Here is a 21,857-nt window from a genome sequence, read left to right on the forward strand (position 1 = left end):
ACAACGCCGAGCCAAGCCCAGCAATGGGAAGGTGTAGAGACTAGACGGCGGGGACCTACCGCGGCAACGCCAGGGTCAAGGCATAGTCCAGCGCACAAACGGCCAATGCCGGCGGCGAAAGCCGCGGTGTGACGAAAATCCCTCGGCTTCACGGCCGTACCGGTTCGATTCCGGTCCCGAGCACCAGCCTCAGCCGCTGGTCAGGTCCAGCAGCACGTCGGCATACCAGACGCAGTTGAGCCCCAGCGAATCGTCCAGCGCGTGGTCCCGGTCCCACATGTCCATGCGCGAGGAATGAATGCCCAGCAGTTTCCACGGCAAGGCCGCGGTTTGCGCGCTGGGGTGCGGGTCGGCACAGACCACCGCCGCACCGCTGGTGCCCCGGTGGGTGCGCGCATCGGTCAGAAAAAACCCCTTGCCCTGAAACCGCACCCCGTAGGGGGAGGCCAGCACCGCGTGGCGCAGCACCGGCAGGTGGTACAGCATGTCGTGAAAGCCCAGCGGAAAGCCCACCACCCGCAGCGAGTCGTTGACCGGGATGTCCGCGGCATGCAGCACCAAATGGGCCGGGGTGAAAGGGCAGACCACCGTGCCCGGCGGCAGCTGCTGCCGGTCCAGCTCCAACACCGCCACGTCCACATCGCCGCCCACGTCTTGCGCGGCGCGCCAGGTGGCCAGCCCGTTGGCATACAAGGGCAGGGTGTGGCTGATGGATCGGTCCAGGTTGACCGGATCCAGGTGCAGATCGATCGTCAGCCGGTCCGGTGTGTGGCCGGTGGGCTGGTCCAGCAACACATGGCGGTTGGTGACCAGGTAGAGCCGGTCTTCGCGCTCGAAGAAAAAGCCGCTGGCATTGGTCAGGCCACGGGGGCCCTGCGCGGTGGCCACCCGGGGAGCGGAGAAGAAGATCGGGTCGATGCCGGTCGCTACCCGTGGCGGCGGGCCGGGCTCGGTGAAGACCACCGGGCCGGGTTCATGCTGGCCGTCCAGGGCGGCCGGGGTCGGGCTGTGTGGGTCGTGTGTCATGGGTTGGCCCTCAGAAGCGTTTGGCCGAGAAGGCCCAGACCATGCCGGAGGCGTCGGGGCCCCGCGCGTCGCTGAAGGGCCGCTGGGTGGCGCCGCCACTCCAAGCATGGCCCAGGCGGGTGATTTCCACCAGCGTGGCCACGGTGGTGCGCTGGCATTTGAAATCGGTCACCGTCATCGGGTAGCGCCGGCCGCGTTGCAGGGTGCGTGCTTTCTGGGCCTGGGCATCCGAGGCCAAAGCCCACTGCCTGGCGGCCGCGGCACCGTTGCTGGCGGTGACCACGGTGTCGGCATGGCCCTGGATCACCAGCAGTGGTGGCCAGGCCTGGGGCCGCGTGAAGGTGGCCGGCGAGGCCCGTTGGGGGCGGCGGTAACCGTGCATCGCGCCCAGCGCCGACAAGCCGGAATGCGCCGAGCCGGGCGGGATGCCCGAATGCATCACCACCGCCTTGAAACGGGTCGGGTAACGGGTGGCCACCAGGGCCGCCATGCTGGCGCCCGAAGACAAGCCGGCAATCGCCACCTTGTCGCGGTCGGCCGGTTGGAACAGGCAGACCTGGTCGACCGCCCGCATGATCAGGGCGGCCTCGGCGAAGGCGCGACCGGAGTCGGTGTCGAACCAGTTCCAGCAACCGTGCAGGTTGGACAGCCGGTCTTGCTCCGGGTACAGCACCAGAAACCGTTTTTTGGCCGCCAAGGCATTCATCCGTGTGCTGAGGGCAAAGCTGCTGGCATCCTGCCCGCAGCCATGCAGCATCACCAGCAGCGGCAGGCGCTCGCCCAGCGGGATGCCGGGGGGGCGGAACAGCTTGAAGCGGCGCGCCCCGGTGGCGCCCACCGCGATGCCGGTGAGCCAGTCACCGCCGGCCAGCGGCGGGCTGGCGCGGGGCTTGGTGACACGGGGCTTGGCCTTCACCGGCCGCCGCGGCTGGCGGGCCGGGCGCTTCGCCAGGCCCAGGGTCTGGCGGGTCAGGGCGCTGAGGCCACGCTGCCAGGAGCGGGCCCAGACCGAGCTCAGGCTGCGTTTCCTCATGCATGGCCGTGGGGGTCAGCCCTGCAGTTTGCTGCGCGAGGCGATGGTTTTGATCACCGTGTCGCCGGTCTCCTGGGCCTGGCGGCTCAGCTCGGCCTGGCCTTCGGTCAGTGCCGCCATGCTGGACTGGCTGAACTCGGTCAGGAACTCGGTGTAGTTTTTCCACATGCCCTGCGAGAGCTGGGCAAAGGCGTTGGACTGCACCAGCGCGGTGACGGTCTTCTGCACCTGCTGAATCAGGTCCTGGACGTTGGCGTTGGATTGCTTCATCACATCGGAAGACGTGGAGAACTGGGTCATCAGGGCCATGTTGGCCTCGGTCAGTCGGAGCAGGGGTTGCATGGTGGCGTGCATGGCTTGGGTGGTTTCGTGCATGGGGGGTCCTGGGGGAAGTGAGAAAAACCGGGTTCAACAAACCGGCTTCGGTCGAAAGCTGACCGAGGCCCATGGTGCGCCTGCCGGCCCCCACCGTCCGTGGCGCGCCGCACAGACTCCCTGGCGGTCAACAGCGGCCTCGCGGGGCGAAGGGCCGCTGTGTGGGCCGGCAGACAGAGCGCAGCGGCCTGAATGCCTAGATTCCTTCCTTTGAGCCTCCGATGCGGCTTGCCCCGCGCATCACACCGGAGCCACCCACGGAGAACGCCATGCAGACCCAGCCCATCATTTCCCTGGCGCGGCGCCAGCATGCCATGCCTCTGCCGCAGCATCGGCTGCCGGCCGCGCTGCTGGCCGCTTTGGCGGGCCTGGCACTCGGTGCCTGTGGCGGCGGAAGCGAGGGCGCGGGCGCTGCCGCCGGCAGCCTGGCCAGCCCCGAGGCGCTGGGGCCGGCCGCGCTGTCGGCCACCGCCCCGGTGGCCTTCACGCCAAGGCAGGCGACCACGCTGGCCGCCGCCGCCCCGGCCGACCCCGGCCTGCTGTTGCTGCTGGTGCCCGATGGCCAGAACCTGGCCGATCCCCGCATCAGCGCCTGGGCAGACGCCGCCTCGGAAGAGGGGGTGCGGCTGCTGCCGGTCACCGATGCGCAATTCATCCAGTGGGGCACGGCGACCAGCGGTTTTGCCGGCCTGATCCTGCCCGACAGCCTGCACACCCGGGCCGATGACACGCTGATCGACGCCATCCGTGGCTACACCCAGCGCGGCGGCCGCACCCTGCTGGTGTTTGATTTCGGCGCGCTGCTGCCCGGCGGCTTTTACCCGGCCAGCGGGCCGTCCCGGCTGAGCGATCTGGCCGGCGTTCAGTACCTGCTGTATGACGCGCTGCGCGACCGCACCAGCGGCCTGGGGCCGGTGCGGGCCGCCCGCAGCACGCTGCGCCAGCTGCTGGTGCCGCCGGGCAAGTCGGTGGACGCGGCGGCCCTCGCCGCCGAGCCTGCACCGGCCAAGGCGCTGGCCACGTCGGCGGCCGCGCCGAACACCGGCCTGCAAAAGGCGGGTGGCGGGCCCGGTGCGTCGGCGCTCTACCTGCCGGTGAGCCCGCCAGACCCCGGTGGTGCCCAGGGCTTTGACCCCCAGCAGTACCTGGACCTGCGCTACACCACCCCCCGCACGGCCATGGGCGCGGCGCCACGCGCGGCCAGTGTGAACCTGGGCCGTGCCCAGCGCTCCCCGCCGGTGGGCGGCGTGACCCAACTGCCCGCCGAGCGCTTCGGGCGGCAGAAAGCGGTGCTGGCCACCGACCCGCTGGACACCTACAGCGGCTACCTGCTGGGCCCGCTGCTCTACCCGGTCTACGTGACCCAGGGCGACTTTGCCGGCCCCGGCCAGCTGCCGCTGGCCGATTCGCCGCAGTTCGGCCTGGTGGCCGGGGTCAACCCGGTGGGCCTGGGCCAGGTGCTGTTCGTCAACCTGCCGCTGACCTACCTGAAGGGCCGCACCGACGCGCTGCCCATGCATGGCTTTCTGCATTACTTCACCCGCAACCTGCTGAACCTGCCGCATTTGTCGGCCATGCCCAACGGCGTCGCGGGCATGACACTGGACTGGCACCTGGACGCGTTGGCGGCCCAGGCGCCCACCCAGAGCCTGGTGGGCAAGGGCGTGTTCAACGCCAGCGGCCGGATTTTCTCCATCGAGATGACGGCCGGCCCCGACCTGGAAGCCGCCGGTGACCGGCTGGGCTGGAATTTGCCCGTCAACCTCACCGCCCGCAAGCTGCTGAAGACCTTTGACACCTTTGGCCATGCGGTGGGCAGCCATGGCGGCTGGATCCACAACTTCTATGGCGCCAACGCCAGCGAGACCAACCAGTTCGGCAGCACCCAGCTGGCCTGCGTCAACGCGCTCGCGGCGGCCGACAATTTCCAGCAATGCCTGGTGCTGAACCGGCAGGCGGTGGACGGCGCAACCGGCCATGCCTCACGCGGCTATTCCGCGCCCGAAGGCAACAACCCGAACTGGGCCATGACGGCGCTGGAAAACCAAGGCGTGGTGGCCGCGTATTTCGGTGGGCACACCGGTCTGGGGCTGACCCGCCAGTACCGCGACGGCGTGCTGCTCAACCCCAAGCTCTGGGTGGCGCCGGTGACGCCCCTGGGCCTGTACGCGACCTTCGAGGAATGGCAGGCCTACAACGTGCCCAAGGCCGAGGTCAGCCAGTGGTACCGCGACCTGGTGGACTTCGAGATCGCGCAGAACACCAGCCGCATGGTCTATGCCCATCCGCCCGGCGCCGACCTCTGGTTTGACGTGCTGGGGGGGCTGTTCAGCTATGCGGGGGCCCAGGTCAGCAGCGGCAAGCTGGCCTGGTATTCCATGCCCCGGCTGGCCGACTTCATGGCCACCCGGCTGCAGGTCAGCTGGACCCAGACCGTCAACCCCGCCACCGGCGTGACACGCTTTGACGCGAGCCACCCGGTGAACCTGAAGGAGATGGTCTGGCGGCTGCCCAAAAGCCGTTACGGCAGCGCACCGGTGGTGGTGGCCGGCACGGCCACCGTGGTGGGCAGCGACCCGGCCTACTGGCTGGTCAAGGCGGTCCGCGGCACCAGCCTGAGCTTCACCGCCCTGTGAGGGCGGTGAAGCTCAGGCCCCTGGCGTGGCCAGGGGCTGGGTTCAAAGGCGACCCAGGACCAGCAGAACCAGGATCACCACGACGACGAGGCCCAGCAGGCCGCTGGGTCCATAACCCCAGCCGCGGCTGTGCGGCCAGGCGGGGACGACGCCGATCAGCATCAGGATCAGGATGATTAAAAGGATGGTGCCGAGGCTCATTTTGTGTTCCTAACAGGAGGGGTGGAAGGGGAAGGGGGCTGCGCTCGCCCGTTGGCGAAAGCACCATCGTGGCCCTGGGGGGGCGTGGCACGGGGTTCACCCTGGCCCCCAGGGCGTTCGGTGGTTGGGGATGGGGCGGTGCCCGGTTGGGGCGTCAGCGCGGCCTTGCAGGCGGCCACGGCCGCGGCCACCGCGGCGAAGGTTTGCACCAGCCCCGCGGTTTGCGGCGATTGGCTCCAGGCGGCCAGATGGGCCACGGCCGCGGGCAGTTGGCGCCACCAGCGCCAGGGGCGGGTCAGGCCCAGGGCCAGCAGCAGCACGCCGGCGCCCAGGCCCCAGCCCAGCAGGCTGGCGCCGGCCGGCGGCGTGGACCGGTTGCCCGGTTGGCGGCTGCCGCGCTGCGGCCACATGTGCTGGCGCAAGCGGGCGCGGGAGCGCTCCAGGCGCAAGGTGGGGGTGGTCATGGGGCGGGGGGCTCGTGCAGCAGGTCCAGGTCGGCCTGCCATTGGCGCTTCAGGCCCTCGAAGGCCGGCGCGGGCCGTTGTTGCAAGCCGGTCAGCACACATACCAGGCCCAGGGCCAGCGGCGTGGCCGGCGTGACCCACAGCAGGGTCAGGCCGGGGGGCGGCAGGTCAACCACCACCGCCCACAGCATCACCGCCACCCCGCTCAGGCCCAGCCCCAGCGTCAGCAAGACCAGCCCCAGCACCAGCAGCAAGGCCTGGCGGGTCCAGGCCGAGGTGGCGGCGCCGGCCTGTTCAGCGACCAGTTCGGCATAGGCCTGGGCGTGCTCCACCAGCCATTCCGGCCGGGTGACCAGCAGCTTCAACAACGGGTGAATCATGGGGCGGGGCGTCGGGGCTCAGCGGCCGCCCGAGCGGCGAAACAGGCTGACCAAGGCCACGGCGCCGGCGCCGATGGCTGCGGCGATCAGCACCGCCTTGAGCGGGTCCTGCTGGATGTAGACGGCGGTCTGGTGCGAGGCGCGGCGGGCCTGGTCGGTCAGGCGCTGGGTACTGTCCCGCACCGAAGCCATGCCATCATGGGCCAGGTCGCTGATCCGCTCGGCGGCGTTTTGCAGCGCGGGGGCCGCGCCATCCAGCGCGTGGGCCACGTTGCCCAGCATGGGGCTGGTGGCACCGAAGGCGCGGGAGAGGTCGTGGTCGGGGTTCTTGGTGTCGATCATGGGGAGGTCCTTGGTGGCGGGGTTGAGAAATGCAGGCCTGGTCAGCTTGCCGCCTGCGCTGCCCGGTGTCTGTGTGGTGCCGTACCGATTGACGGCCCGGCCTGTGCGCAGCCGCACAGACGACCCCCGGGCGCTGCGGCACGCTGGGGCACCGCTCATGGTGAGCACTGTCCCCCCGGCGTTGATGCTCGCCGGGGCGTTCACCCAGGGCCATGGTGAAGGCCGTGTGCCGGGACCGAGCGGCGCTTGTGGGCCCGCTGGCAATCGCTGTTGGCTGGGCCTGCAACACCACCGAAAGACCAGAGGCTCCCCATGACCCGCACATTCCAGACCCCCTTGACCGCTTTGGCGATGGCCGCCTTGCTGACCCTCACCGGCTGCGCCGGCATGACCACCCAGGAACGCGGCACCGCCGTCGGTGCCGGTGTGGGCGCGATCGGTGGCGCCATCCTGACCGGTGGCAGCACCGCCGGCACCGTGGGCGGGGCCGCCATCGGTGGCGTGATCGGCCACGAAACCAACAAGCCACGCTGAGCTTGCCTGCCCCTTTGGGAGGGGCTGTTGCGGCCTCACCCTCCCCAGTTCCCTGAACCTGGAGTCTTCCCATGAAGCCATTTCCCCCGCTCTCCCGGCCCCGTTGGGCCTTGTGTGCGGCCGCTGTGCTGTGCACCACCCTGGTCTCCACCGTCAGTGCCCAGCCGGCTTCGGCCCAGACCCGCTTGCGCGCGGAATTGCAGGCCTGCCGGGACGGCAGTTCCAACCAGAGCCGTGCCGACTGTGAGCGCGAGGCCCGCAACGCCAACGCCGAAGCCCGGCGCGGCGGGCTGGTCTCCGCGCCGGAGCGCTACACCGCCAACGCCCTGCGCCGCTGCGAGGCCTTCAACGGCGACGACCGCCGGGATTGCGAAGCCCGCCTGGCGCCCAGCGCCCGCGTCGACGGCAGCGTGGGCGGCGGCGGCCTGCTGCGCGAAGGCATCTCTCCAGGCCCGTCGCGCTGAACGCGGGCGGTTCGCCACCGCACCGACCGGTGGCACCGCCCAACCCACACTGCAGACCCGACCCTCGCCCGAGGGTTTGTCCAATGGAGCAAACACCATGATCTCTTCCCCGAAATTCCTTTTGATCGCCGGCGCCAGCGCGCTGGCCTTGCTCGCCACCGGCTGCGGCAAGACGGAGCAGGCCGGCCTGTCGGCCAGCCCGCCGCCCACCACCGTGGGCATGGAGGTGGACGACAGCGTGGTCACCGTGGCGGTGAAGTCGGCACTGCTGGCAGAGCCGGCGCTGAAAAGCCTGGACGTGCAGGTGGAGACCCGCAAGGGCGAGGTGATGCTGAGTGGCTTTGTCAACGACCCCAACCAGGTGGCCCTGGCCCTGGCGGCCACCCGCAAGGTGGACGGCGTGAAGGCGGTGGACAACAAGCTGATTCTGAAAGTGGGCGACGCCACCGTGGGCAACAAGATCGACGATACGGTGGTGACGACCCGGGTCAAGTCGGCCTTTTTGCAGGACGGCGATGTCAAGGGCATGGACATCGCGGTGGTGACCCGCAAGGGCGAGGTGATGCTGAGCGGCTTTGTCGACAACCCCGATCAGGTGGCCCGCGCCGTCAAGGTGGCACAGGCGGTGGACGGTGTGCAGAGTGTGCGCAACGACCTGGCCATCAAAAAATAAACCCCGGCAACGGCCGGGGTCTGGTTCAGCGCTGCAGGTCCTGGGGGCATGCCCCCAGGACCTGCAGCCGGTGCGGGCTCAGGGGCGAACCACGAGTTCGTTGCGCACCGCCACCACGCCGCGCGCATTGCGGGCCAGGCCTTCGGCGGTTTGACGCTCGGCGCTGCTCTTGGCAAAGCCCGACAGCATCACCGTGCCGCGCAGCGTTTCCACCGTGATGGAGGTGCCATCGGTGACCCGGTTTTCCAGCAACAGGGTTTTGACGTTGGTCGTGATGGCGGTGTCGTCGATGTAGGTGCCGACGGTTTCCTGTCCGCGGGTGACCGCGCAGCCGGCGGCGGTCAGCATCAACAGGGCGGCAAGGCCGAGGGTCAGGGTGTGGCGGGGGGTGTTCATGAGGGGTGTCCGATCTTCGTGAGGGTTAAGGCGGTTGCCTCTGGCCACTGTAGGGAGGGCGGCGCGGCCTGTCGGTACGCTGGCATACAGACAGCGCCCGGACGCCTTGGCGGGAATCTCGCCAGGCGAAAAAAAGGGCGCCGACCGGGCGCCCTGGCGGTCAGCTCAGCATCTCGGTCCGGGGTGGCACGCCGTAGTAGTCATGGATGCCCTTGGCCCAGGTCTTGTCGGCCATGTCGGGCCATTGGCCCTTGTCGAAACCGGGCGCCTGCTTCAGCCGGTCCTTGTCGACGTTGAGCACAAAGCGCTTGTTCGCCGGGTCCAGCTTCAGCGCGCTCCAGGGCACGGCAAACAGCTTGTCGCCCATGCCCATGAAGCCACCGAAGGACAGCACGGCATAAGCCACCTGCCCGCTGGCCACGTTGAGCATGATTTCCTTGATGTCGCCCAGGTCCTCGTTCTCGGTGTTGTAAACGTCGTTGCCGTTGAGCGTGTTGGCGCCCATCAGCATCGGGCCCGGGCCGGGGTGGGGGCCGGTTTTGTAAATCCCGTGGGTGTCTTGTTCGGTGTAGTTCATGGATGTCCTCGGTGGGTGCAATCACCGCGATGACGCCGGACGGGCTGCCACAACGCCTGCGGTGGGTCAGCTTGGGCGCTGACCGGCCAGGGGTCTGTGCAGCACCGCACACCGGGCGGTCACAACCAGGGCGCCCAGCTGTTGGCGAACTGCTCCAGCAGCCGCCGGTGCAAGGGCCTGCGCGACCACTGGTCCAGCGTGATGGGGTCGGACGCGGCCAGGTCCTGCGCAAACATGGCCTGCAGCTGGCTGCCGAAGGCCGTGCCCAGCACCACCGCGTTCAGCTCGTGGTTGTACAGAAAGCTGCGCCAGTCGAGGTTGGTCGAGCCCACCGTGGCCCAGACGCCGTCGATCACCGCGGTCTTGGCATGCAGCACCACGCCGCGGCGCTCGTGCACTTTCACGCCGGCCCGCAGCAGCCGGTCGTAGTGGCTGCGGCCGGCGTTCAGCGCCAGCCAGGAGTCGGTCTGGCTGGGCAGGATCAGCGTCACCGCCACCCCGCGCGCGGCAGCCTGTGTCAGCGCGTCCAGCAGCTGCGGGTCGGGCACAAAGTAGGCGTTGGTCAGCTGCACGCTGGTCTCGGCGCTGGCAATCGCCGACAGCAGCGTGACGTACATCAGGCTGTAGGGGTCTTCGGGCGAGCTGCCAATGGCCCGCACCACCACCTCGCCGGCCCGTTCTGCCGGCGGGTAGGGCGTCCGCGAGCCCAGCGCCGCGCCGCCCTGGTCGGCCCAATGCGCGATGAACAGCCGCTGCAGGTCGGCCACCGCCGGGCCGCTCAGCTGCAAATGGGTGTCACGCCACGGCAGGGCGCCTTCGGGCCGGCGCTCCGAACCCTTTTTGAACGAGCCACCGGAGTAGACGCTGCTGATGTTGATGCCGCCCAGAAAGGCGACGCGGCCGTCCACCACCAGCAGCTTGCGGTGGTTGCGCTGGTTCAGCTCCCATTGCTTGCGCGCCACCGACGGCGTCAGCGGGTTGAAGGCCAGCACCTGGATGCCAGCCTCGGTCAGCTTTTGGAAAAAGGCCGCCGGTGTGCCCAGCGTGCCAAAGCTGTCGTGCAGGATGCTCACCTGCACGCCCTGGGCCTGCTTGGCGATCAGCGCGTCGGCAAAACGCTGGCCGACCTCGTCGTCGTCGAGGATGTAGGTCTCCAGGTGAATGTGGTCGCGCGCCGCCTCGATGGCGGCCAGCATGGCCCGGTAGGTGGCCGGGCCGTCCTGCAGCAGCACGACCGCGTTGCCGGTGCTCAGCGGGCTGCCCACAATGGCCTCCTCGATGGCCAGGTGGCGCGAGAAGATGTCGGTCTGCGGGCTGTTGCGCTCCAGCTGGGCCAGCACCGCGCGGCTCCGTGCATGGCTCAGCGGCCCCCGCAGACCGTCCATGCGCACCTCGGCGCTGGCCGGCGGTGGCGGCCGGTCGGGCTGAATCACCGGCAGCTGGGCGCAGCCCAGCATCGGCAGTACGCACAGCAGGGCCCATCCCGCCCACGCCCTGGGCCGCCAGCCTGTCCAGACGGTGCACTGCATCTTTCCCCACCTTCCCATTGGTTTGCCGGGCGCATTGCCGGTCGAGGCTACACCCTGGCCCCATGGCGCCCGGTTGTCTGTGCCCCAGCACACACAGGGCCCATGTGCGCTGGGAAACCGACAGCCCGGGCCCGGGCCCCGAGACTGGCGCCTTCGGTGACAGGCCCATGCCCGCGCCAGCCCCCTTGTCCACAGGAGAGAGCCCATGACCACGATGTACACCCACACCCAGGCCCCCGCCGCCCCGCTCGACAGCCCCAGCTTGCGTCAGAGTGCCCGCCAGAACCTGGAGGGGGGTGCGGTCACACCGGGCTACAGCGCCGACCGCCTGCAGGTGCTGGCGATGCTGAACGACGCCCTGGCCACCGAACTGGTTTGTGCGCTGCGCTACCGGCGCCACCACTTCATGGCGCGTGGCATCCATGCGCCGGCGCTGGCGGCCGAGTTTCTGGTCCATTCCAACGAGGAGCTGGGTCATGCCGACCAGTTGGCCGTGCGCATCGTGCAACTGGGCGGTGAACCCGACTTCTCGCCCGACTCGCTGACCCGACGCAGCCATGCCGAGTACGTGGTGGCGCCGGAGCTGGCCGACATGGTGCAGGAGAACCTGGTGGCCGAACGCATTGCCATCGACTGCTACCGCCAATTCATCGAGGTGGTGCGCAACGACGACCCCACCACCCGGCGCATGCTGGAGGGCATTTTGTCGGTGGAGGAAGAGCACGCCGACGAACTGGCCGGCCTGCTGCAAGGCCTGGTGGTGCACCGCCCGCTGTAGCCCGCCGCCGCGCGCGCCGGCCAAGGCAGCGGGCCTGGATGGTTCGGCGTCGCACAGACCACCGCGGCCGCCCGTCGCATGCTGACCCTCCCCGTCACCACCCGGCGCAGCCCGCGCCAGGGTGAACCCGCGGGGGACGAGAAAGCGAGACCCCCATGCGCCACCTTTTGCTTCTTGCGCCGCTGCTGCTGGCACCGCTGCAAGCCACCCATGCGCAGGCCACCGTGAGCCTGGGCGTGGCCTTGCCAGGCGTCAGCATTGGCATCCAGATGTCGGATTACCCGGAGCTGCAACGGGTGCCTGGCTACCCGGTCTACTACGCCCCCGGCGCGCAAAACAATTACTTTTTCTACGACGGCCTGTACTGGGTCTACCAGGGCGATGACTGGTACTCCAGCGGCTGGTACAACGGTCCCTGGCAAGGCGTCAGCCGCGACCTGGTGCCGGTGTATTTGCTGCGCGTGCCGGTGCGCTACTACCGCCAGCCGCCGGCCCATTTCCAGGCCTGGTCGGGGGACGCCCCACCGCGCTGGGGCGAACGCTGGGGCGGCGGCTGGCAGCAGCGGCGCCAGGGCTGGGACCGCTGGAACCCGCGCACCGCCCCGGCACCGGCGCCGCTGCCCAGCTACCAGGGCCGCTACCCGCAAGGCCGCTACCCGCAAGACCCGCGGCAGCAGGACATGATTCGCAGCGAGCAGTACCGCTACCAGCCACGCGACCCGGCGGCCCGCCAGCAGGCCCAGCCCCTGCAGCCCCGCATGGCCCCGCGCCCGCAGGAGCCGTTGCGCGCAGCGCCGCCACCCCCGCCCGCACCGGCCCGCAACACACCGCCCGACGAGCCCTCGCGCGGCCGCCCGCCGCAACCCGGCATGCCGGCCGACATCGACCACAGCGCGCGCCCCCCCGCCGCCGTGCCGCCGATGCAGGACAGGCGCAGCGACCGCGCCGAGTCGCCCGGCCGTGGCCCGGACCGGCGTGACGCACCCGGCCCCGGCCGGTCTCCGGACGACCGCCGGGATGACCGCCGTGACGAGCGCGACCCCGAGCGGCGCAACGGCCGATGAGCACGCCCGCTGCCGCCCTGGGGGCTGACAACGGCGCCCCCCTGCAGTGGGCCGCCGGCCCGGAGCAGACCGGCGGTCGGCCGGCGCCTGCCGGTGCCGCCGACACGCTGGGCCAGTGGGCCTCGCGGATGCTGGCCATGGAAGCCCAGATCGCCGACCTCAGTGCCACGGTGCACAGCCTGACGCTGGACAAGGAACAGTCGGAGCAGAGCCGCTCGCTGGTCTACCAGCAGCAGATGGTGATGCACAAACGCTGAGAAAAAAGCGCTGCGCCGCGCGTGCTGTTGTTCGGTATCAAACAGACGACGCACCGCGGCCCATGGTGTCATTCACCACCCCGCCAACAAAGCGCACAGCCCGTGCACTGGGCCGGGATGAAAGACCCGCCCATGTGTGGAATTGTCGGTGCCGTGACCCAGCGAAACATCGTCCCCGTGCTGATGGAGGGACTGCGCCGGCTGGAGTACCGGGGCTATGACTCCTGCGGCGTGGCGGTGCATGACCACGGGCTGTTTCGGGCCCGCAGCATCGCCCGTGTGGCCGACCTGCAAACCCAGGTCAAGGCGCGTCAGATTCAGGGCCGCACCGGCATCGCCCACACCCGCTGGGCCACCCACGGCCTGCCGGTGACCCGCAACGCCCACCCGCATTTCTCCTCCGACGCCCATGGCATTCGCCGCGTCGCTGTGGTGCACAACGGCATCGTCGAAAACCACGAGGTGCTGGCCGAAGAGCTGCGCGCGCTGGGCTACCAGTTCGAGTCGCAAACCGACACCGAGGTGATTGCCCATTTGCTCAACCACCTCTACACCGGCGACCTGATGCTGGCCGTGCAGCGCACCATCAAGCGGTTGCGCGGCGCGTTTGCCATTGCCGTCTTCTGCCGCGACGAGCCGCAGCGGGTGGTGGGGGCCAGCTCGGGCTGCCCGCTGGTGGTGGGCCTGGGCCAGGGCGAGAATTTCCTGGCCTCGGACGCGCTGGCGCTGGCCGGCACCACCGACCAGATCATCTACCTGCAAGAGGGCGACGTGGTCGACCTGCGGGAGTCCCAGGTCACCATCGTTGACCAGGACAACCGCCGGGTGGAGCGGGCGGTGCACACGGTCAAGGTCGGCACCGACGAGGTGACGCTGGCCCCTTACGCCCACTACATGCAGAAGGAAATCTTCGAGCAGCCTCGGGCGCTGGAAGACACCCTGGCCGGCAGCCAGGACCTCGACCCGGCGCGCTTTGGCGAAGGGGCGGAGGCGGTGTTTCAGGACATCAACGCCATCCACATCCTGGCCTGTGGCACCAGCCACTACGCCGGTCTGACAGCCAAGTACTGGCTGGAGGCCATCGCCGGCCTGCCGGTCACGGTGGAGGTGGCCAGCGAGTACCGCTACCGCACGCCGGCCGTCAACCCCAGCGCGCTGGTGCTGGTGATCTCCCAGTCCGGCGAGACGGCCGACACGCTGGCCGCGCTGCGTTACGCGCGAGAGCTGGGCCACCGCTATTCACTGGCCATTTGCAATGTGGCCACTTCGGCCATGGTGCGCGAGACCACGCTGGCCTTTCTGACCCGCGCCGGCGTCGAGATCGGCGTGGCCTCCACCAAGGCCTTCACCACCCAGCTGGCGGCGCTGTTCCTGCTGACCCTGACGCTGGCCAAGCTGCGCAATCAGCTGACCCCCGAGCAGGAAAGCGAGCACCTGCAGGCACTGCAGGCGGTACCGGCGGCGGTGCAATGTGCGCTGGCGCTGGAGCCGCAAATCATGGCCTGGGCGCGCCAGTTCAGCACCAAGGAGAACGCCTTGTTCCTGGGCCGTGGCATGCATTACCCGATTGCGCTGGAAGGCGCGCTCAAGCTCAAGGAAATCTCCTACATTCACGCCGAGGCCTACCCGGCCGGCGAGCTCAAACACGGGCCCCTGGCCCTGGTCACGGCGCAGATGCCGGTGGTGGTGGTGGCGCCCAACGACGCGCTGCTGGACAAGCTCAAATCCAACATGCAGGAGGTGCGTGCCCGTGGCGGCATCCTCTATGTGCTGGCCGATGCCGAGGCCCGCATGACCCCCGAGCCCGGCATGCAGGTGATCCGCCTGCCAGCCCAGCACGGGGCCTTGTCACCCATCGTCCACACCGTGCCGCTGCAGCTGCTGGCCTACCACACGGCGGTGATGCGGGGCACCGACATCGACAAGCCCCGCAACCTGGCCAAGTCGGTCACGGTGGAGTGAGCGCCCCGCCGGTCTGCAGCGCGGGGCGCTCGGCCCGGCGCGGCTGGCCCAGCGCCTTCACAAAGTCCTGCGCCAGGGTCTCGGCCTTGGCCACGCCGCCGCGCAGCAGGCCGCTGTCTGGCGCTGCGCCCACCTTCGCCGGCGCAATGCCCGCCCGTGACAGCAGGCCCTGGGACGTACCCAGCGCCAGGATGGCCTTGCCGTGGCGGTACTGGTTGGCGATGAAATCCATCACCTCGGCCTGCGCGCCGAGCCAGGCCACGCCCTGCGCACCGTCGGGAAGCACCAGCCCGTCGAACAGCACCGGCGCGGCGTTTTCCAGGCTGGCGGTGGCTTCCAGCGGCCCGCCGCTGACGGTCTTCACCGGCCCCAGCCGGGGCCCGATCAGCTGGGTGGTGGCGCCGGCCGATTGCAGCGCCGCCTGCACGGCCGTGATGGCATGGCCGTCCACGCCGTCGGCCACCAGAATGGCCACGCGGCGCGAGCGCACGCCGCCGTCGCCCGGCAGGGCCGTCAATGACAGCGCGGCGGAGCGGCTGACCTCGGGCTTGGCCGGATGGGTCAAGACCCGCGGCATGGCCTCGGGCACGGCCAGGCCCAGGCCGGCGGCCACCGCGGTGGCCAGCTCGGGCGCCACATTCCGCAGCGACGACAGCATGCGTGTCCGCAGCGCCGGCACGGTGAGCTTGCTGAGCTCGAAGCGGAAGCCGCCGACGATGTGGTCTTGCTCGCTGGCCGTCTGGCTGTTCCAGAACAGCGTGGCCTGGGTGTAATGGTCGGCAAACTTCTCAGGCTTGCCGCGCAGCTTCTCGCCCTCTACCGCCTGCGGGAACGAGACAAAGCCCGCTGCACCGGCCTGGAACGGGCAGCCCCCGCCCAGTGAATTGGGCTCGTAGGCCACCCGGCCGCGCGGGATGGCCTGGCGGTGCATGCCGTCGCGCTGGTGGTTGTGCACCGGCGCCAGCGGCGCGTTGATCGGGATCTCGTGGAAGTTGGCACCGCCCAGTCGCGAGATCTGGGTGTCGAGGTAGGAATGGATGCGGCCGGCCAGCAGCGGGTCGTTGCTGAAGTCGATGCCCGGCACCACGTGGGCGGTGCAAAACGCCACCTGCTCGGTCTCGGCAAAGAAGTTGTCGGGGTTGCGGTTCAGCACCATGCGGCCCACCGGTGTGACCGGCACCAATTCTTCGGGAATCAGTTTGGTGGCGTCCAGCACGTCGAAGCTGAAGGCCTCGGCCTGGGCCTCGGTGAAGATCTGCAGGCCCAGTTCCCACTCGGGGTGCTCGCCGGACTCGATGGCCTCCCACAGGTCGCGGCGGTGAAAGTCGGGGTCGGCGCCGGAGATCTTCATCGCTTCGTCCCACACCAGCGAATGCGTGCCGAGCAAGGGCTTCCAGTGGAACTTGACGAAGTGCGAGTGGCCCTGCGCATTGACCAGCCGGTAGGTGTGCACGCCAAAGCCCTGCATCATGCGCAGGCTGCGCGGAATGCCCCGGTCGGACATCACCCACATCAGCGTGTGGGTGGTCTCCGGGCTGAGCGAGGCGAAGTCCCAGAAGGTGTCGTGGGCCGAGGCGGCTTGCGGCATGCCGTTGTGTGGCTCGGGCTTGACGGCATGAACCAGGTCGGGGAACTTCATCGCGTCCTGGATGAAGAACACCGGGATGTTGTTGCCCACCAAATCCCAGTTGCCCTCGTCGGTGTAGAACTTGACGGCGAAGCCCCGGATGTCGCGCGCGGTGTCGCTGGAGCCGCGTTCGCCGGCCACGGTGGAGAAGCGGGTGAACACCGGGGTGACCTTGCCGGCCGCCTGGAAGGGCGCGGCGCGGGTGAATTCGGTCATGGCCTGGTAGGCCTCGAAGTAGCCGTGTGCGGCCGAGCCCCGCGCGTGCACGATGCGTTCGGGAATGCGCTCGTGGTCGAAGTGGGTGATCTTCTCGCGCAGGATGAAGTCTTCCAGCAGCGTCGGGCCGCGCAGCCCGGCCTTCAGCGAGTTCTGGTTGTCGCCAATCGCCACGCCCTGGTTGGTGGTCAGCACCTGATCGGCGGCGTCCGAGCGCGCCGCGTCCAGCCCACCGGCCGAGGCACTGCGCCCGGGGGCGGGCGGGCCAGAGCCAGTTTTGGGCGAGCCGTTGGCCTCGCTCAGGGTGCTGGCCGAGGCCAGCGGCGCGGCCATGGCCGTGTGGGCGCCTGGCGCCGGGGCGAGGGCGTTGGTGCGCCCGATCTCCAGGGCTTTGCCGGGGTTGTGTGGCATGGCGGCGGCCAGGGCCTCGGCCTCGGCGCGCTGCGCTGCGGCGAGCGGGGCAGCGCCCGGTGGGGTGGCGGGGGCGCGCTTGCCGCGGGGCCGGGATTGTGGGGTCATGCAAACACCTTGTGGGATGGAAAAGCCGGGGCAGGGACGGCACCGCTGGAATGCGGTGGCGGCAGCGCAGCGCTGGTCAGCGCCTGCGCGAGGTTTTCTTCTTTTTCTTCGCGGCGGGTGGGGCCACGGCACCGGTGAGCCCCTGGGCGTTCTTGTGGGCCACCTCGGTCACCACCGCGTTGGCCTGGCGTTGGGCCAGCGCGGTGGCCTGGCCGCGAGCCACCCCGGCCACGCGGTTGGCCGCACTCAACCACAGGCTCATGAAGGGGTTCTTCTTCAGCCAGGGATTGCTCATGGTTTGTTGGCCGACAGCAGTTCATGCTTGCGGGCGGCCATGCGGGCGCCCAGCTCGGCCATGTCCAGCGCGCTGGCCTTGGCTTTGGGGAACATCTCGTTCTGTTCCTCCTTGACATGGTGGGTCACGTACTCGGCCAGCACCTTGACCTTGGCGTCATACATCTCCGCATCGGGCGTCATGCCGTCGAGCTGGGCCATCAGCGCCTTCATGCCCGCATGCTCGACCGTGGCTTCTGGAACCAGCTGCTTGTCTTTCAGTGCGGCCTTGACCGCCGGGTAAAAGATTTCCTCTTCGATCTGCGCATGCGCACTCAGCAGGCCGCAGATCTCCGTCACCAGCGCCTTCTTTTTGGTGTCTGAACGGGCCTTTTCGAATTCGGCAAAAAGCCGGCTGACGGTTTCGTGGTCGGCCTTGAGCATGGCAATGGCTTCCTTGGGGGCGGCGGTGGTTTTGGTCTGGGCGGTGGTGGTGGCGGTGGTCATGATGTTTCCTTAAGTTGGGGAGGGGGGTCAATGGACGAACAGCGCGATCAAAATGATGATGGGGATGGGGATGCCGAGAAAGAGCAGCAGCAGTGAGCGCATGGGGGTCTCCGGTGGGCGGGTGAGTGCGGGGTCAGGCGTCGCGGTGGCGGCCGCCGAAGGTGGCCGCCAGGCTGGCCACGAAAGCGCCGATGAGCAACGACACAAACAGCCACAGCGCGCTGTAGGCCGAGGCCTTGCGGGCCTTGTCGGCCGCGGCGCGGGCCGCGGTTTCGGCGTCGCGCGCCTTGGCCTGCAGCCTGGCGTGGGTGTCGGTCACCCGCTTCTCGGCCTGCGCCTGCGACAGCCCGGTGCGCTGGGCCACCAGGCTCGCCACATGGCTTGTGTCGGTGGCCGGCAGGGGCTCGGTGCGGCTGCCGTTCATGAAGATGCGGCCCACCTCGGCGGCGTCCCGGCCGGCATTGCGTTCGGTGGCCTCGGTGCTGGGCAGTGGCTCGGCGCTGGCCTCGCGGCGGAACAGGGAATCTACGAAGTAGCCCATCGATCCCGCATCGGCACTGGGCGCCAAACGGGCCGCGGTGGCGGTGGCCGCGCCGGCCATCGTGGCGCCGGCCTGGGCCCCGGTGCCCAGAATCGAGCCGATCACCGAGGTCAGCAGCGCGGCCGTGGCCAGCGAGGCGATGGCCCAGGCCAGGAAGCCATGGGCGGTGTCGCGAAAGTACACCTCGTCCCCGTGCACCTCGGTCCATTTGAGGCGCAGCCGGCCGGCCAGGTAGCCGCCCATGGCCGATGCCAGCAACTGGGTCAGCGTCAGCCACAGGATGGTGGACACGCCCAGGCCCGCGGCGCTGGCGCCGCTGCGGGCCCAGGGCGACACCGACGACAAGCCCAGGCCCACGCCGAGGATCAGCAGGATCAGGGACAAGGAGGCGGCGGCCGCCGCACCGGCGGTGATGGCCCCCCATGACACCGCGTCGGCCGTCGGGTCATGGGCATCGGACCGGGTGTCGCTGAGCTGGCGTGTGAAGCCGTGGTGATCGGCGGTGCCCGTGAGGGGGGTGTCCATGGAAGTCCTGTTCGCGAAAAGCCAGCCTCGCCGCCGGAGAAACCGGTGCCTTGTGCCTTTGAGGCCCCGACCTTAAAGAGCGCAGCCGGCAGGCTCTGTTCGCTTTCCAACGCAGTGACGAACCAGGCCAGGCTTTACCCGAGCGCTTGGTCTGCTCTGGCGTCACCCGGCGAGTACCTTCCGCTTACCTGGCCGCCCGTTCAGCTGGCGCCATGCGGCGGGTGGTTTGTCTCTGCGGCGACAGCGGCGAGCCCGCTGAGCCGAATTGACCCAAAGTGACAAAAACTTCACGGAAAAAGTGCGCGTTGCCCCGCCAATTGTTCGTTCGGGATCATTTCGCTTTGCGTGGAAGGTTGAAACTTAAGCAGTACCGATCGATGGGAGACAAACATGGCGACAAGATGGGGATGGGCAGCGCTGGTGAGCGCAAGCCTGGTGGTGGGGTGTGGTGGTGGCAACGAGGCGCCAGCGACAGCCACCTCGGCCAAGCCCACCGCGTCCGCCGCGTTCCAGGGCAGCCATTCGCAAAGCATGAGCGTCGACGACGCGACGGCTCAACCCACTTCGGCGGCCAGCGTGCAACCCGATTCACCGCTGAAGATCCAGGTGCTGTCCAACCGCGCCGATCTGGTCTCGGGCGGCGATGCGCTGGTGGAAATCGTCGGTGCCACGCCGTTTGACGTGAAACGCATCGACGTGGATGGCCAGGACGTGACCAGCGCCTTTGCCAACCGCCCGAACGGCCGCTACCAGGCCAAGCTGTCTGGCCTCAAGCCAGGAGCCAACGTGGTCACCGTGCGACTCAAAAGCGGTGTGGGTTCACAGATCACCATCACCAACCACGCCATCGGTGGCCCGGTGTTTTCGGGCGCGCAGACCCAACCCTGGATTTGCCAGACCGAGGCCGCAGGCCTGGGCAAGCCGCTGGACGCGCAATGCAACGTCCCAGCGCAGGTGAGCTACCTCTACAAGTCCACCGATGCCACCAAGCTGGCCTTGCAGCCTTACGACCCGGCCAAACCACCGAGTGATGTGGCCACCGCGCAGACCGACCATGCCGGTGCGCTGCCCTTCATCGTGCGGCGCGAGCGGGGCGTGATTGACCGTGGCATCTACGAGTTCTTCGTGTTGGCCAATCCCCAGCAGAAGTGGGAGCCGTGGGCGCCGCAGAAGGCCTGGAACGGCAAGCTGTACTGGACCTTTGGGGGTGACTGCAAGCCCAACCATGTTCAGCCCGGCCCCTCTGCCGGCACCCTGCCTGTGTTGGGCTCACAGGGTGAAATCACCAGCGTGATTGCCCGCGGGTTTGCCACCGCCGCGTCTGGGCTGACCAACCTGGGCAGCAATTGCAACGGCGTGGTCTCGGCCGAGGCCGTGATGATGGTCAAGGAGCACATCACAGAGACACTGGGGCCGATTCGCTACACCATGAGCGAGGGCGAGTCGGGCGGCTCCATGCAGCAGCACTGGCATGTGTCCAACTACCCGGGGCTGCTCAACGGCATCCAGCCTGCGGCCAGTTTTCCCGACGTGTGGGAAACACTGCAAGAAGCCGAAGACTGCCGTTTGCTGAACCGCTACTTCACCCAGCTGTCGCCGCTGTTGTGGCTGGTTCCGGGCCAACAGGAAGCGGTGTCCGGGTATGCGGCGCCCACCACCTGCCAAGTGTGGAACGCGCCAGACGTGGCCGGGCTGGGCTATGCCAAGATCTGGCTGGACCCTTCCCATGCCGCGGGTTGTTCGCTGTCCGTCGAGCTGGTTTACAACGCCATCACCAACCCCGGTGGCGTTCGCTGCACCTTGCAGGACTTCATGGCTTCCATTTTCGGCAAGCGTGCGTCGGATGGCTTCGCCAACTACCCCTATGACAACACCGGCGTGCAATACGGGCTGGTGGCGCTCAATTCACAGCTCATCCTGCCCGAACAGTTTGTTGATCTGAACGAAAAAATCGGTGGTCTGGACATCGACTTCAATTTCCGGCCCCAGCGCGCCGAGGCCGACCGTGAGGCCTTGAACACCATGTACCGCGCGGGCCTGGTTGTCTCTGGGGCCGCGGCCAAGCGGGTGCCCATCATTGACCTGCGCGCCACCAGCAACGCAGAGATTCACACCGATGTGCACAGCCAGGTGACACGGGCCCGACTGCAAAAGACCAACGGCCATTCGGACAACCAGATCATCTGGACTTCTGTCGGCGCGGCTTTTCTGCCCAACGTCAGTGTGACCGACGGCACCATGAAGGCCACGCCCGAATCGATCAGCCTGCTGGACAACTGGCTGAGTCGCATCGAGGCCGACACCACCAACCAGACGCTGGCCGAGAAAGTGCTGCGCAACAAGCCGGCCGCAGCGGTGGACGCCTGCTTCATTGCCGGCCAGAAAGTCACCGACATGCAGAAGTGCCGACTGGCCTACCCGTACTTCTCGGTCCCACGTCTGTCGGCCGGCGGGCCCATGACCGACGACGTCATCAAATGCCAGCTCCGGCCGCCGGCGCGCAGCGACTACGGCGTGCAGTTCTCCGACGCGCAATGGGCCCGGCTGCTGCACGCCTTCCCCGATGGCGTGTGCGACTACTCAAAGCCAGCCGTTGGTCAGCAGGCCTCGGTTCCCTGGTTGTCTTTTTCCAAGGGGCCGGGGGGGCAGCCGCTGGGCAATCCGCCGCAGTCTGTCTTGCTGAGCAAAAAGTAAACCGTCTGGGCGGCGGTCCATCCCGCCCTTCTGCGCGGCACATTGCGCACCAGAGGCCATCGCACAGCCTGGCCGACCATTGACGCTCGTTTTTTTGACATGCTGGTTCTGGTCGCTTCCCACAGCCGCCAGAACTTTGCTTTTCAGGATTCTCGCTGCCTGCGCTAAAGCAGTCCTCCGGTGTTCTGAAAGCGTTCAAAGTGAAGAAAAATTCACGAACCAGAGCCAAGGTTTTCCCTCGGATTGTTCGTTCGGGATCAGTCG

General features: G+C 68.6%; 23 protein-coding genes. 9 read left to right on the plus strand and 14 right to left on the minus strand.

Annotated elements, in window-relative coordinates:
* Nucleotides 1-189: 189 nt before the first annotated feature.
* The 3 genes from AC4BAR_RS10285 to AC4BAR_RS10295 are packed head-to-tail and all read right to left on the minus strand — an operon-like array spanning nucleotide 190 to nucleotide 2,434.
* Nucleotides 190-1,026, minus strand: coding sequence for a S1 family peptidase (locus AC4BAR_RS10285; protein WP_490627762.1), 837 nt, complete (start codon nucleotides 1,024-1,026; stop codon nucleotides 190-192).
* 10 nt (nucleotides 1,027-1,036) lie between these two features.
* Nucleotides 1,037-2,059: an extracellular catalytic domain type 1 short-chain-length polyhydroxyalkanoate depolymerase gene (locus AC4BAR_RS10290; RefSeq protein ID WP_490627763.1), complete on the minus strand. Its 1,023-nt coding sequence runs from the start codon at nucleotides 2,057-2,059 to the stop codon at nucleotides 1,037-1,039.
* A gap of 15 nt (nucleotides 2,060-2,074) precedes the next feature.
* Entirely contained in the window at nucleotides 2,075-2,434 is a 360-nt protein-coding gene (locus AC4BAR_RS10295) for a hypothetical protein (RefSeq protein WP_490627764.1), read from the minus strand.
* A 269-nt stretch (nucleotides 2,435-2,703) separates the two neighbouring features.
* Here AC4BAR_RS10295 and AC4BAR_RS10300 point away from each other — a divergent pair, with 269 nt between their 5' ends.
* Nucleotides 2,704-5,070 (plus strand): polysaccharide deacetylase family protein, encoded by a 2,367-nt coding sequence (locus tag AC4BAR_RS10300; protein WP_490627765.1) that lies wholly within the window; start codon nucleotides 2,704-2,706, stop codon nucleotides 5,068-5,070.
* Nucleotides 5,071-5,112: 42 nt separating this feature from the next.
* Here the strand turns inward: AC4BAR_RS10300 and AC4BAR_RS10305 are convergent, their stop codons facing one another.
* From AC4BAR_RS10305 to AC4BAR_RS10320, 4 genes are read right to left on the minus strand one after another with little or no spacing between them, the layout of a single operon-like run.
* Nucleotides 5,113-5,271: a DUF3309 family protein gene (locus AC4BAR_RS10305; protein ID WP_490627766.1), complete on the minus strand. Its 159-nt coding sequence runs from the start codon at nucleotides 5,269-5,271 to the stop codon at nucleotides 5,113-5,115.
* Nucleotides 5,268-5,735, minus strand: a complete 468-nt coding sequence (locus tag AC4BAR_RS10310) for a hypothetical protein (RefSeq protein WP_490627767.1) — start codon at nucleotides 5,733-5,735, stop codon at nucleotides 5,268-5,270. Before AC4BAR_RS10310 ends, AC4BAR_RS10305 begins: the two co-directional genes overlap by 4 nt.
* Entirely contained in the window at nucleotides 5,732-6,115 is a 384-nt protein-coding gene (locus AC4BAR_RS10315; protein ID WP_490627768.1) for a hypothetical protein, read from the minus strand. Before AC4BAR_RS10315 ends, AC4BAR_RS10310 begins: the two co-directional genes overlap by 4 nt.
* Before the next feature lie 18 nt (nucleotides 6,116-6,133).
* A complete protein-coding gene (locus AC4BAR_RS10320) occupies nucleotides 6,134-6,457 on the minus strand; it encodes a hypothetical protein (protein WP_490627769.1) in 324 nt (107 codons plus the stop codon).
* A gap of 312 nt (nucleotides 6,458-6,769) precedes the next feature.
* Between AC4BAR_RS10320 and AC4BAR_RS10325 the strand changes: the two genes are divergently transcribed.
* The 3 genes from AC4BAR_RS10325 to AC4BAR_RS10335 all read left to right on the plus strand — a co-directional run bounded on the left by AC4BAR_RS10325 (nucleotide 6,770) and on the right by AC4BAR_RS10335 (nucleotide 8,128).
* Nucleotides 6,770-6,991 (plus strand): YMGG-like glycine zipper-containing protein, encoded by a 222-nt coding sequence (locus tag AC4BAR_RS10325; RefSeq protein ID WP_490627770.1) that lies wholly within the window; start codon nucleotides 6,770-6,772, stop codon nucleotides 6,989-6,991.
* Nucleotides 6,992-7,062: 71 nt separating this feature from the next.
* On the plus strand, nucleotides 7,063-7,455 hold the full coding sequence (locus AC4BAR_RS10330; RefSeq protein ID WP_490627771.1) for a hypothetical protein: 393 nt from the start codon (nucleotides 7,063-7,065) through the stop codon (nucleotides 7,453-7,455).
* A gap of 97 nt (nucleotides 7,456-7,552) precedes the next feature.
* Nucleotides 7,553-8,128 (plus strand): BON domain-containing protein, encoded by a 576-nt coding sequence (locus AC4BAR_RS10335; protein ID WP_490627772.1) that lies wholly within the window; start codon nucleotides 7,553-7,555, stop codon nucleotides 8,126-8,128.
* Between the two features lie 78 nt (nucleotides 8,129-8,206).
* Here AC4BAR_RS10335 and AC4BAR_RS10340 read toward each other — a convergent pair whose 3' ends face one another.
* The 3 genes from AC4BAR_RS10340 to AC4BAR_RS10350 all read right to left on the minus strand — a co-directional run bounded on the left by AC4BAR_RS10340 (nucleotide 8,207) and on the right by AC4BAR_RS10350 (nucleotide 10,558).
* Complete coding sequence (locus AC4BAR_RS10340) at nucleotides 8,207-8,524, minus strand: BON domain-containing protein (protein ID WP_490627773.1); 318 nt, start codon at nucleotides 8,522-8,524, stop codon at nucleotides 8,207-8,209.
* Nucleotides 8,525-8,684: 160 nt separating this feature from the next.
* Nucleotides 8,685-9,101, minus strand: a complete 417-nt coding sequence (locus AC4BAR_RS10345) for a PRC-barrel domain-containing protein (RefSeq protein ID WP_490627774.1) — start codon at nucleotides 9,099-9,101, stop codon at nucleotides 8,685-8,687.
* 119 nt (nucleotides 9,102-9,220) lie between these two features.
* On the minus strand, nucleotides 9,221-10,558 hold the full coding sequence (locus AC4BAR_RS10350; protein WP_490627775.1) for a phospholipase D-like domain-containing protein: 1,338 nt from the start codon (nucleotides 10,556-10,558) through the stop codon (nucleotides 9,221-9,223).
* 277 nt (nucleotides 10,559-10,835) lie between these two features.
* On the opposite strand from AC4BAR_RS10350, the gene AC4BAR_RS10355 reads away from it, so the two are divergent.
* The 4 genes from AC4BAR_RS10355 (at nucleotide 10,836) to glmS (ending at nucleotide 14,691) form a co-directional block, all read left to right on the plus strand.
* On the plus strand, nucleotides 10,836-11,408 hold the full coding sequence (locus tag AC4BAR_RS10355) for a ferritin-like domain-containing protein (RefSeq protein WP_490627776.1): 573 nt from the start codon (nucleotides 10,836-10,838) through the stop codon (nucleotides 11,406-11,408).
* A gap of 155 nt (nucleotides 11,409-11,563) precedes the next feature.
* Nucleotides 11,564-12,472 (plus strand): hypothetical protein, encoded by a 909-nt coding sequence (locus AC4BAR_RS10360; protein ID WP_490627777.1) that lies wholly within the window; start codon nucleotides 11,564-11,566, stop codon nucleotides 12,470-12,472.
* Nucleotides 12,469-12,729, plus strand: coding sequence for a hypothetical protein (locus AC4BAR_RS10365; RefSeq protein ID WP_490627778.1), 261 nt, complete (start codon nucleotides 12,469-12,471; stop codon nucleotides 12,727-12,729). Before AC4BAR_RS10360 ends, AC4BAR_RS10365 begins: the two co-directional genes overlap by 4 nt.
* A gap of 132 nt (nucleotides 12,730-12,861) precedes the next feature.
* Entirely contained in the window at nucleotides 12,862-14,691 is a 1,830-nt protein-coding gene (gene glmS, locus AC4BAR_RS10370) for a glutamine--fructose-6-phosphate transaminase (isomerizing) (RefSeq protein ID WP_490627779.1), read from the plus strand.
* Here the strand turns inward: glmS and AC4BAR_RS10375 are convergent.
* The 4 genes from AC4BAR_RS10375 to AC4BAR_RS10390 all read right to left on the minus strand — a co-directional run bounded on the left by AC4BAR_RS10375 (nucleotide 14,678) and on the right by AC4BAR_RS10390 (nucleotide 18,899).
* The gene (locus AC4BAR_RS10375; protein WP_490627780.1) at nucleotides 14,678-17,053 is read right to left on the minus strand and encodes a catalase; all 2,376 of its coding nucleotides are present in this window, start codon (nucleotides 17,051-17,053) and stop codon (nucleotides 14,678-14,680) included. The genes glmS and AC4BAR_RS10375 overlap by 14 nt on opposite strands.
* A 76-nt stretch (nucleotides 17,054-17,129) precedes the next feature.
* The gene (locus tag AC4BAR_RS10380) at nucleotides 17,130-17,348 is read right to left on the minus strand and encodes a hypothetical protein (protein ID WP_490627781.1); all 219 of its coding nucleotides are present in this window, start codon (nucleotides 17,346-17,348) and stop codon (nucleotides 17,130-17,132) included.
* Nucleotides 17,345-17,833 (minus strand): hemerythrin domain-containing protein, encoded by a 489-nt coding sequence (locus AC4BAR_RS10385; protein ID WP_490627782.1) that lies wholly within the window; start codon nucleotides 17,831-17,833, stop codon nucleotides 17,345-17,347. Before AC4BAR_RS10385 ends, AC4BAR_RS10380 begins: the two co-directional genes overlap by 4 nt.
* A 133-nt stretch (nucleotides 17,834-17,966) precedes the next feature.
* Complete coding sequence (locus AC4BAR_RS10390) at nucleotides 17,967-18,899, minus strand: hypothetical protein (protein WP_490627783.1); 933 nt, start codon at nucleotides 18,897-18,899, stop codon at nucleotides 17,967-17,969.
* A 420-nt stretch (nucleotides 18,900-19,319) separates the two neighbouring features.
* Between AC4BAR_RS10390 and AC4BAR_RS10395 the strand changes: the two genes are divergently transcribed.
* Nucleotides 19,320-21,593: a DUF6351 family protein gene (locus AC4BAR_RS10395; RefSeq protein ID WP_490627784.1), complete on the plus strand. Its 2,274-nt coding sequence runs from the start codon at nucleotides 19,320-19,322 to the stop codon at nucleotides 21,591-21,593.
* The last annotated feature ends 264 nt before the right edge of the window (nucleotides 21,594-21,857 follow it).

The organism is Rhodoferax sp. SPJ4 (assembly GCF_058216275.1).

What these genes read in the sequence shown, in the direction of transcription:
- AC4BAR_RS10345 (WP_490627774.1), bottom strand. Translation starts at nt 9,101, where the DNA reads ATGAACTACACCGAACAAGACACCCACGGGATTTACAAAACCGGCCCC.
- AC4BAR_RS10340 (WP_490627773.1), bottom strand. Translation starts at nt 8,524, where the DNA reads ATGAACACCCCCCGCCACACCCTGACCCTCGGCCTTGCCGCCCTGTTG.
- AC4BAR_RS10310 (WP_490627767.1), bottom strand. Translation starts at nt 5,735, where the DNA reads ATGACCACCCCCACCTTGCGCCTGGAGCGCTCCCGCGCCCGCTTGCGC.
- AC4BAR_RS10320 (WP_490627769.1), bottom strand. Translation starts at nt 6,457, where the DNA reads ATGATCGACACCAAGAACCCCGACCACGACCTCTCCCGCGCCTTCGGT.
- AC4BAR_RS10350 (WP_490627775.1), bottom strand. Translation starts at nt 10,558, where the DNA reads ATGCTGGGCTGCGCCCAGCTGCCGGTGATTCAGCCCGACCGGCCGCCA.
- AC4BAR_RS10375 (WP_490627780.1), bottom strand. Translation starts at nt 17,053, where the DNA reads ATGACCCCACAATCCCGGCCCCGCGGCAAGCGCGCCCCCGCCACCCCA.
- AC4BAR_RS10290 (WP_490627763.1), bottom strand. Translation starts at nt 2,059, where the DNA reads ATGAGGAAACGCAGCCTGAGCTCGGTCTGGGCCCGCTCCTGGCAGCGT.
- AC4BAR_RS10365 (WP_490627778.1), top strand. Translation starts at nt 12,469, where the DNA reads ATGAGCACGCCCGCTGCCGCCCTGGGGGCTGACAACGGCGCCCCCCTG.
- AC4BAR_RS10305 (WP_490627766.1), bottom strand. Translation starts at nt 5,271, where the DNA reads ATGAGCCTCGGCACCATCCTTTTAATCATCCTGATCCTGATGCTGATC.
- AC4BAR_RS10390 (WP_490627783.1), bottom strand. Translation starts at nt 18,899, where the DNA reads ATGGACACCCCCCTCACGGGCACCGCCGATCACCACGGCTTCACACGC.
- glmS (WP_490627779.1), top strand. Translation starts at nt 12,862, where the DNA reads ATGTGTGGAATTGTCGGTGCCGTGACCCAGCGAAACATCGTCCCCGTG.
- AC4BAR_RS10360 (WP_490627777.1), top strand. Translation starts at nt 11,564, where the DNA reads ATGCGCCACCTTTTGCTTCTTGCGCCGCTGCTGCTGGCACCGCTGCAA.
- AC4BAR_RS10355 (WP_490627776.1), top strand. Translation starts at nt 10,836, where the DNA reads ATGACCACGATGTACACCCACACCCAGGCCCCCGCCGCCCCGCTCGAC.
- AC4BAR_RS10380 (WP_490627781.1), bottom strand. Translation starts at nt 17,348, where the DNA reads ATGAGCAATCCCTGGCTGAAGAAGAACCCCTTCATGAGCCTGTGGTTG.
- AC4BAR_RS10295 (WP_490627764.1), bottom strand. Translation starts at nt 2,434, where the DNA reads ATGCACGAAACCACCCAAGCCATGCACGCCACCATGCAACCCCTGCTC.
- AC4BAR_RS10285 (WP_490627762.1), bottom strand. Translation starts at nt 1,026, where the DNA reads ATGACACACGACCCACACAGCCCGACCCCGGCCGCCCTGGACGGCCAG.
- AC4BAR_RS10300 (WP_490627765.1), top strand. Translation starts at nt 2,704, where the DNA reads ATGCAGACCCAGCCCATCATTTCCCTGGCGCGGCGCCAGCATGCCATG.
- AC4BAR_RS10315 (WP_490627768.1), bottom strand. Translation starts at nt 6,115, where the DNA reads ATGATTCACCCGTTGTTGAAGCTGCTGGTCACCCGGCCGGAATGGCTG.
- AC4BAR_RS10325 (WP_490627770.1), top strand. Translation starts at nt 6,770, where the DNA reads ATGACCCGCACATTCCAGACCCCCTTGACCGCTTTGGCGATGGCCGCC.
- AC4BAR_RS10385 (WP_490627782.1), bottom strand. Translation starts at nt 17,833, where the DNA reads ATGACCACCGCCACCACCACCGCCCAGACCAAAACCACCGCCGCCCCC.
- AC4BAR_RS10335 (WP_490627772.1), top strand. Translation starts at nt 7,553, where the DNA reads ATGATCTCTTCCCCGAAATTCCTTTTGATCGCCGGCGCCAGCGCGCTG.
- AC4BAR_RS10330 (WP_490627771.1), top strand. Translation starts at nt 7,063, where the DNA reads ATGAAGCCATTTCCCCCGCTCTCCCGGCCCCGTTGGGCCTTGTGTGCG.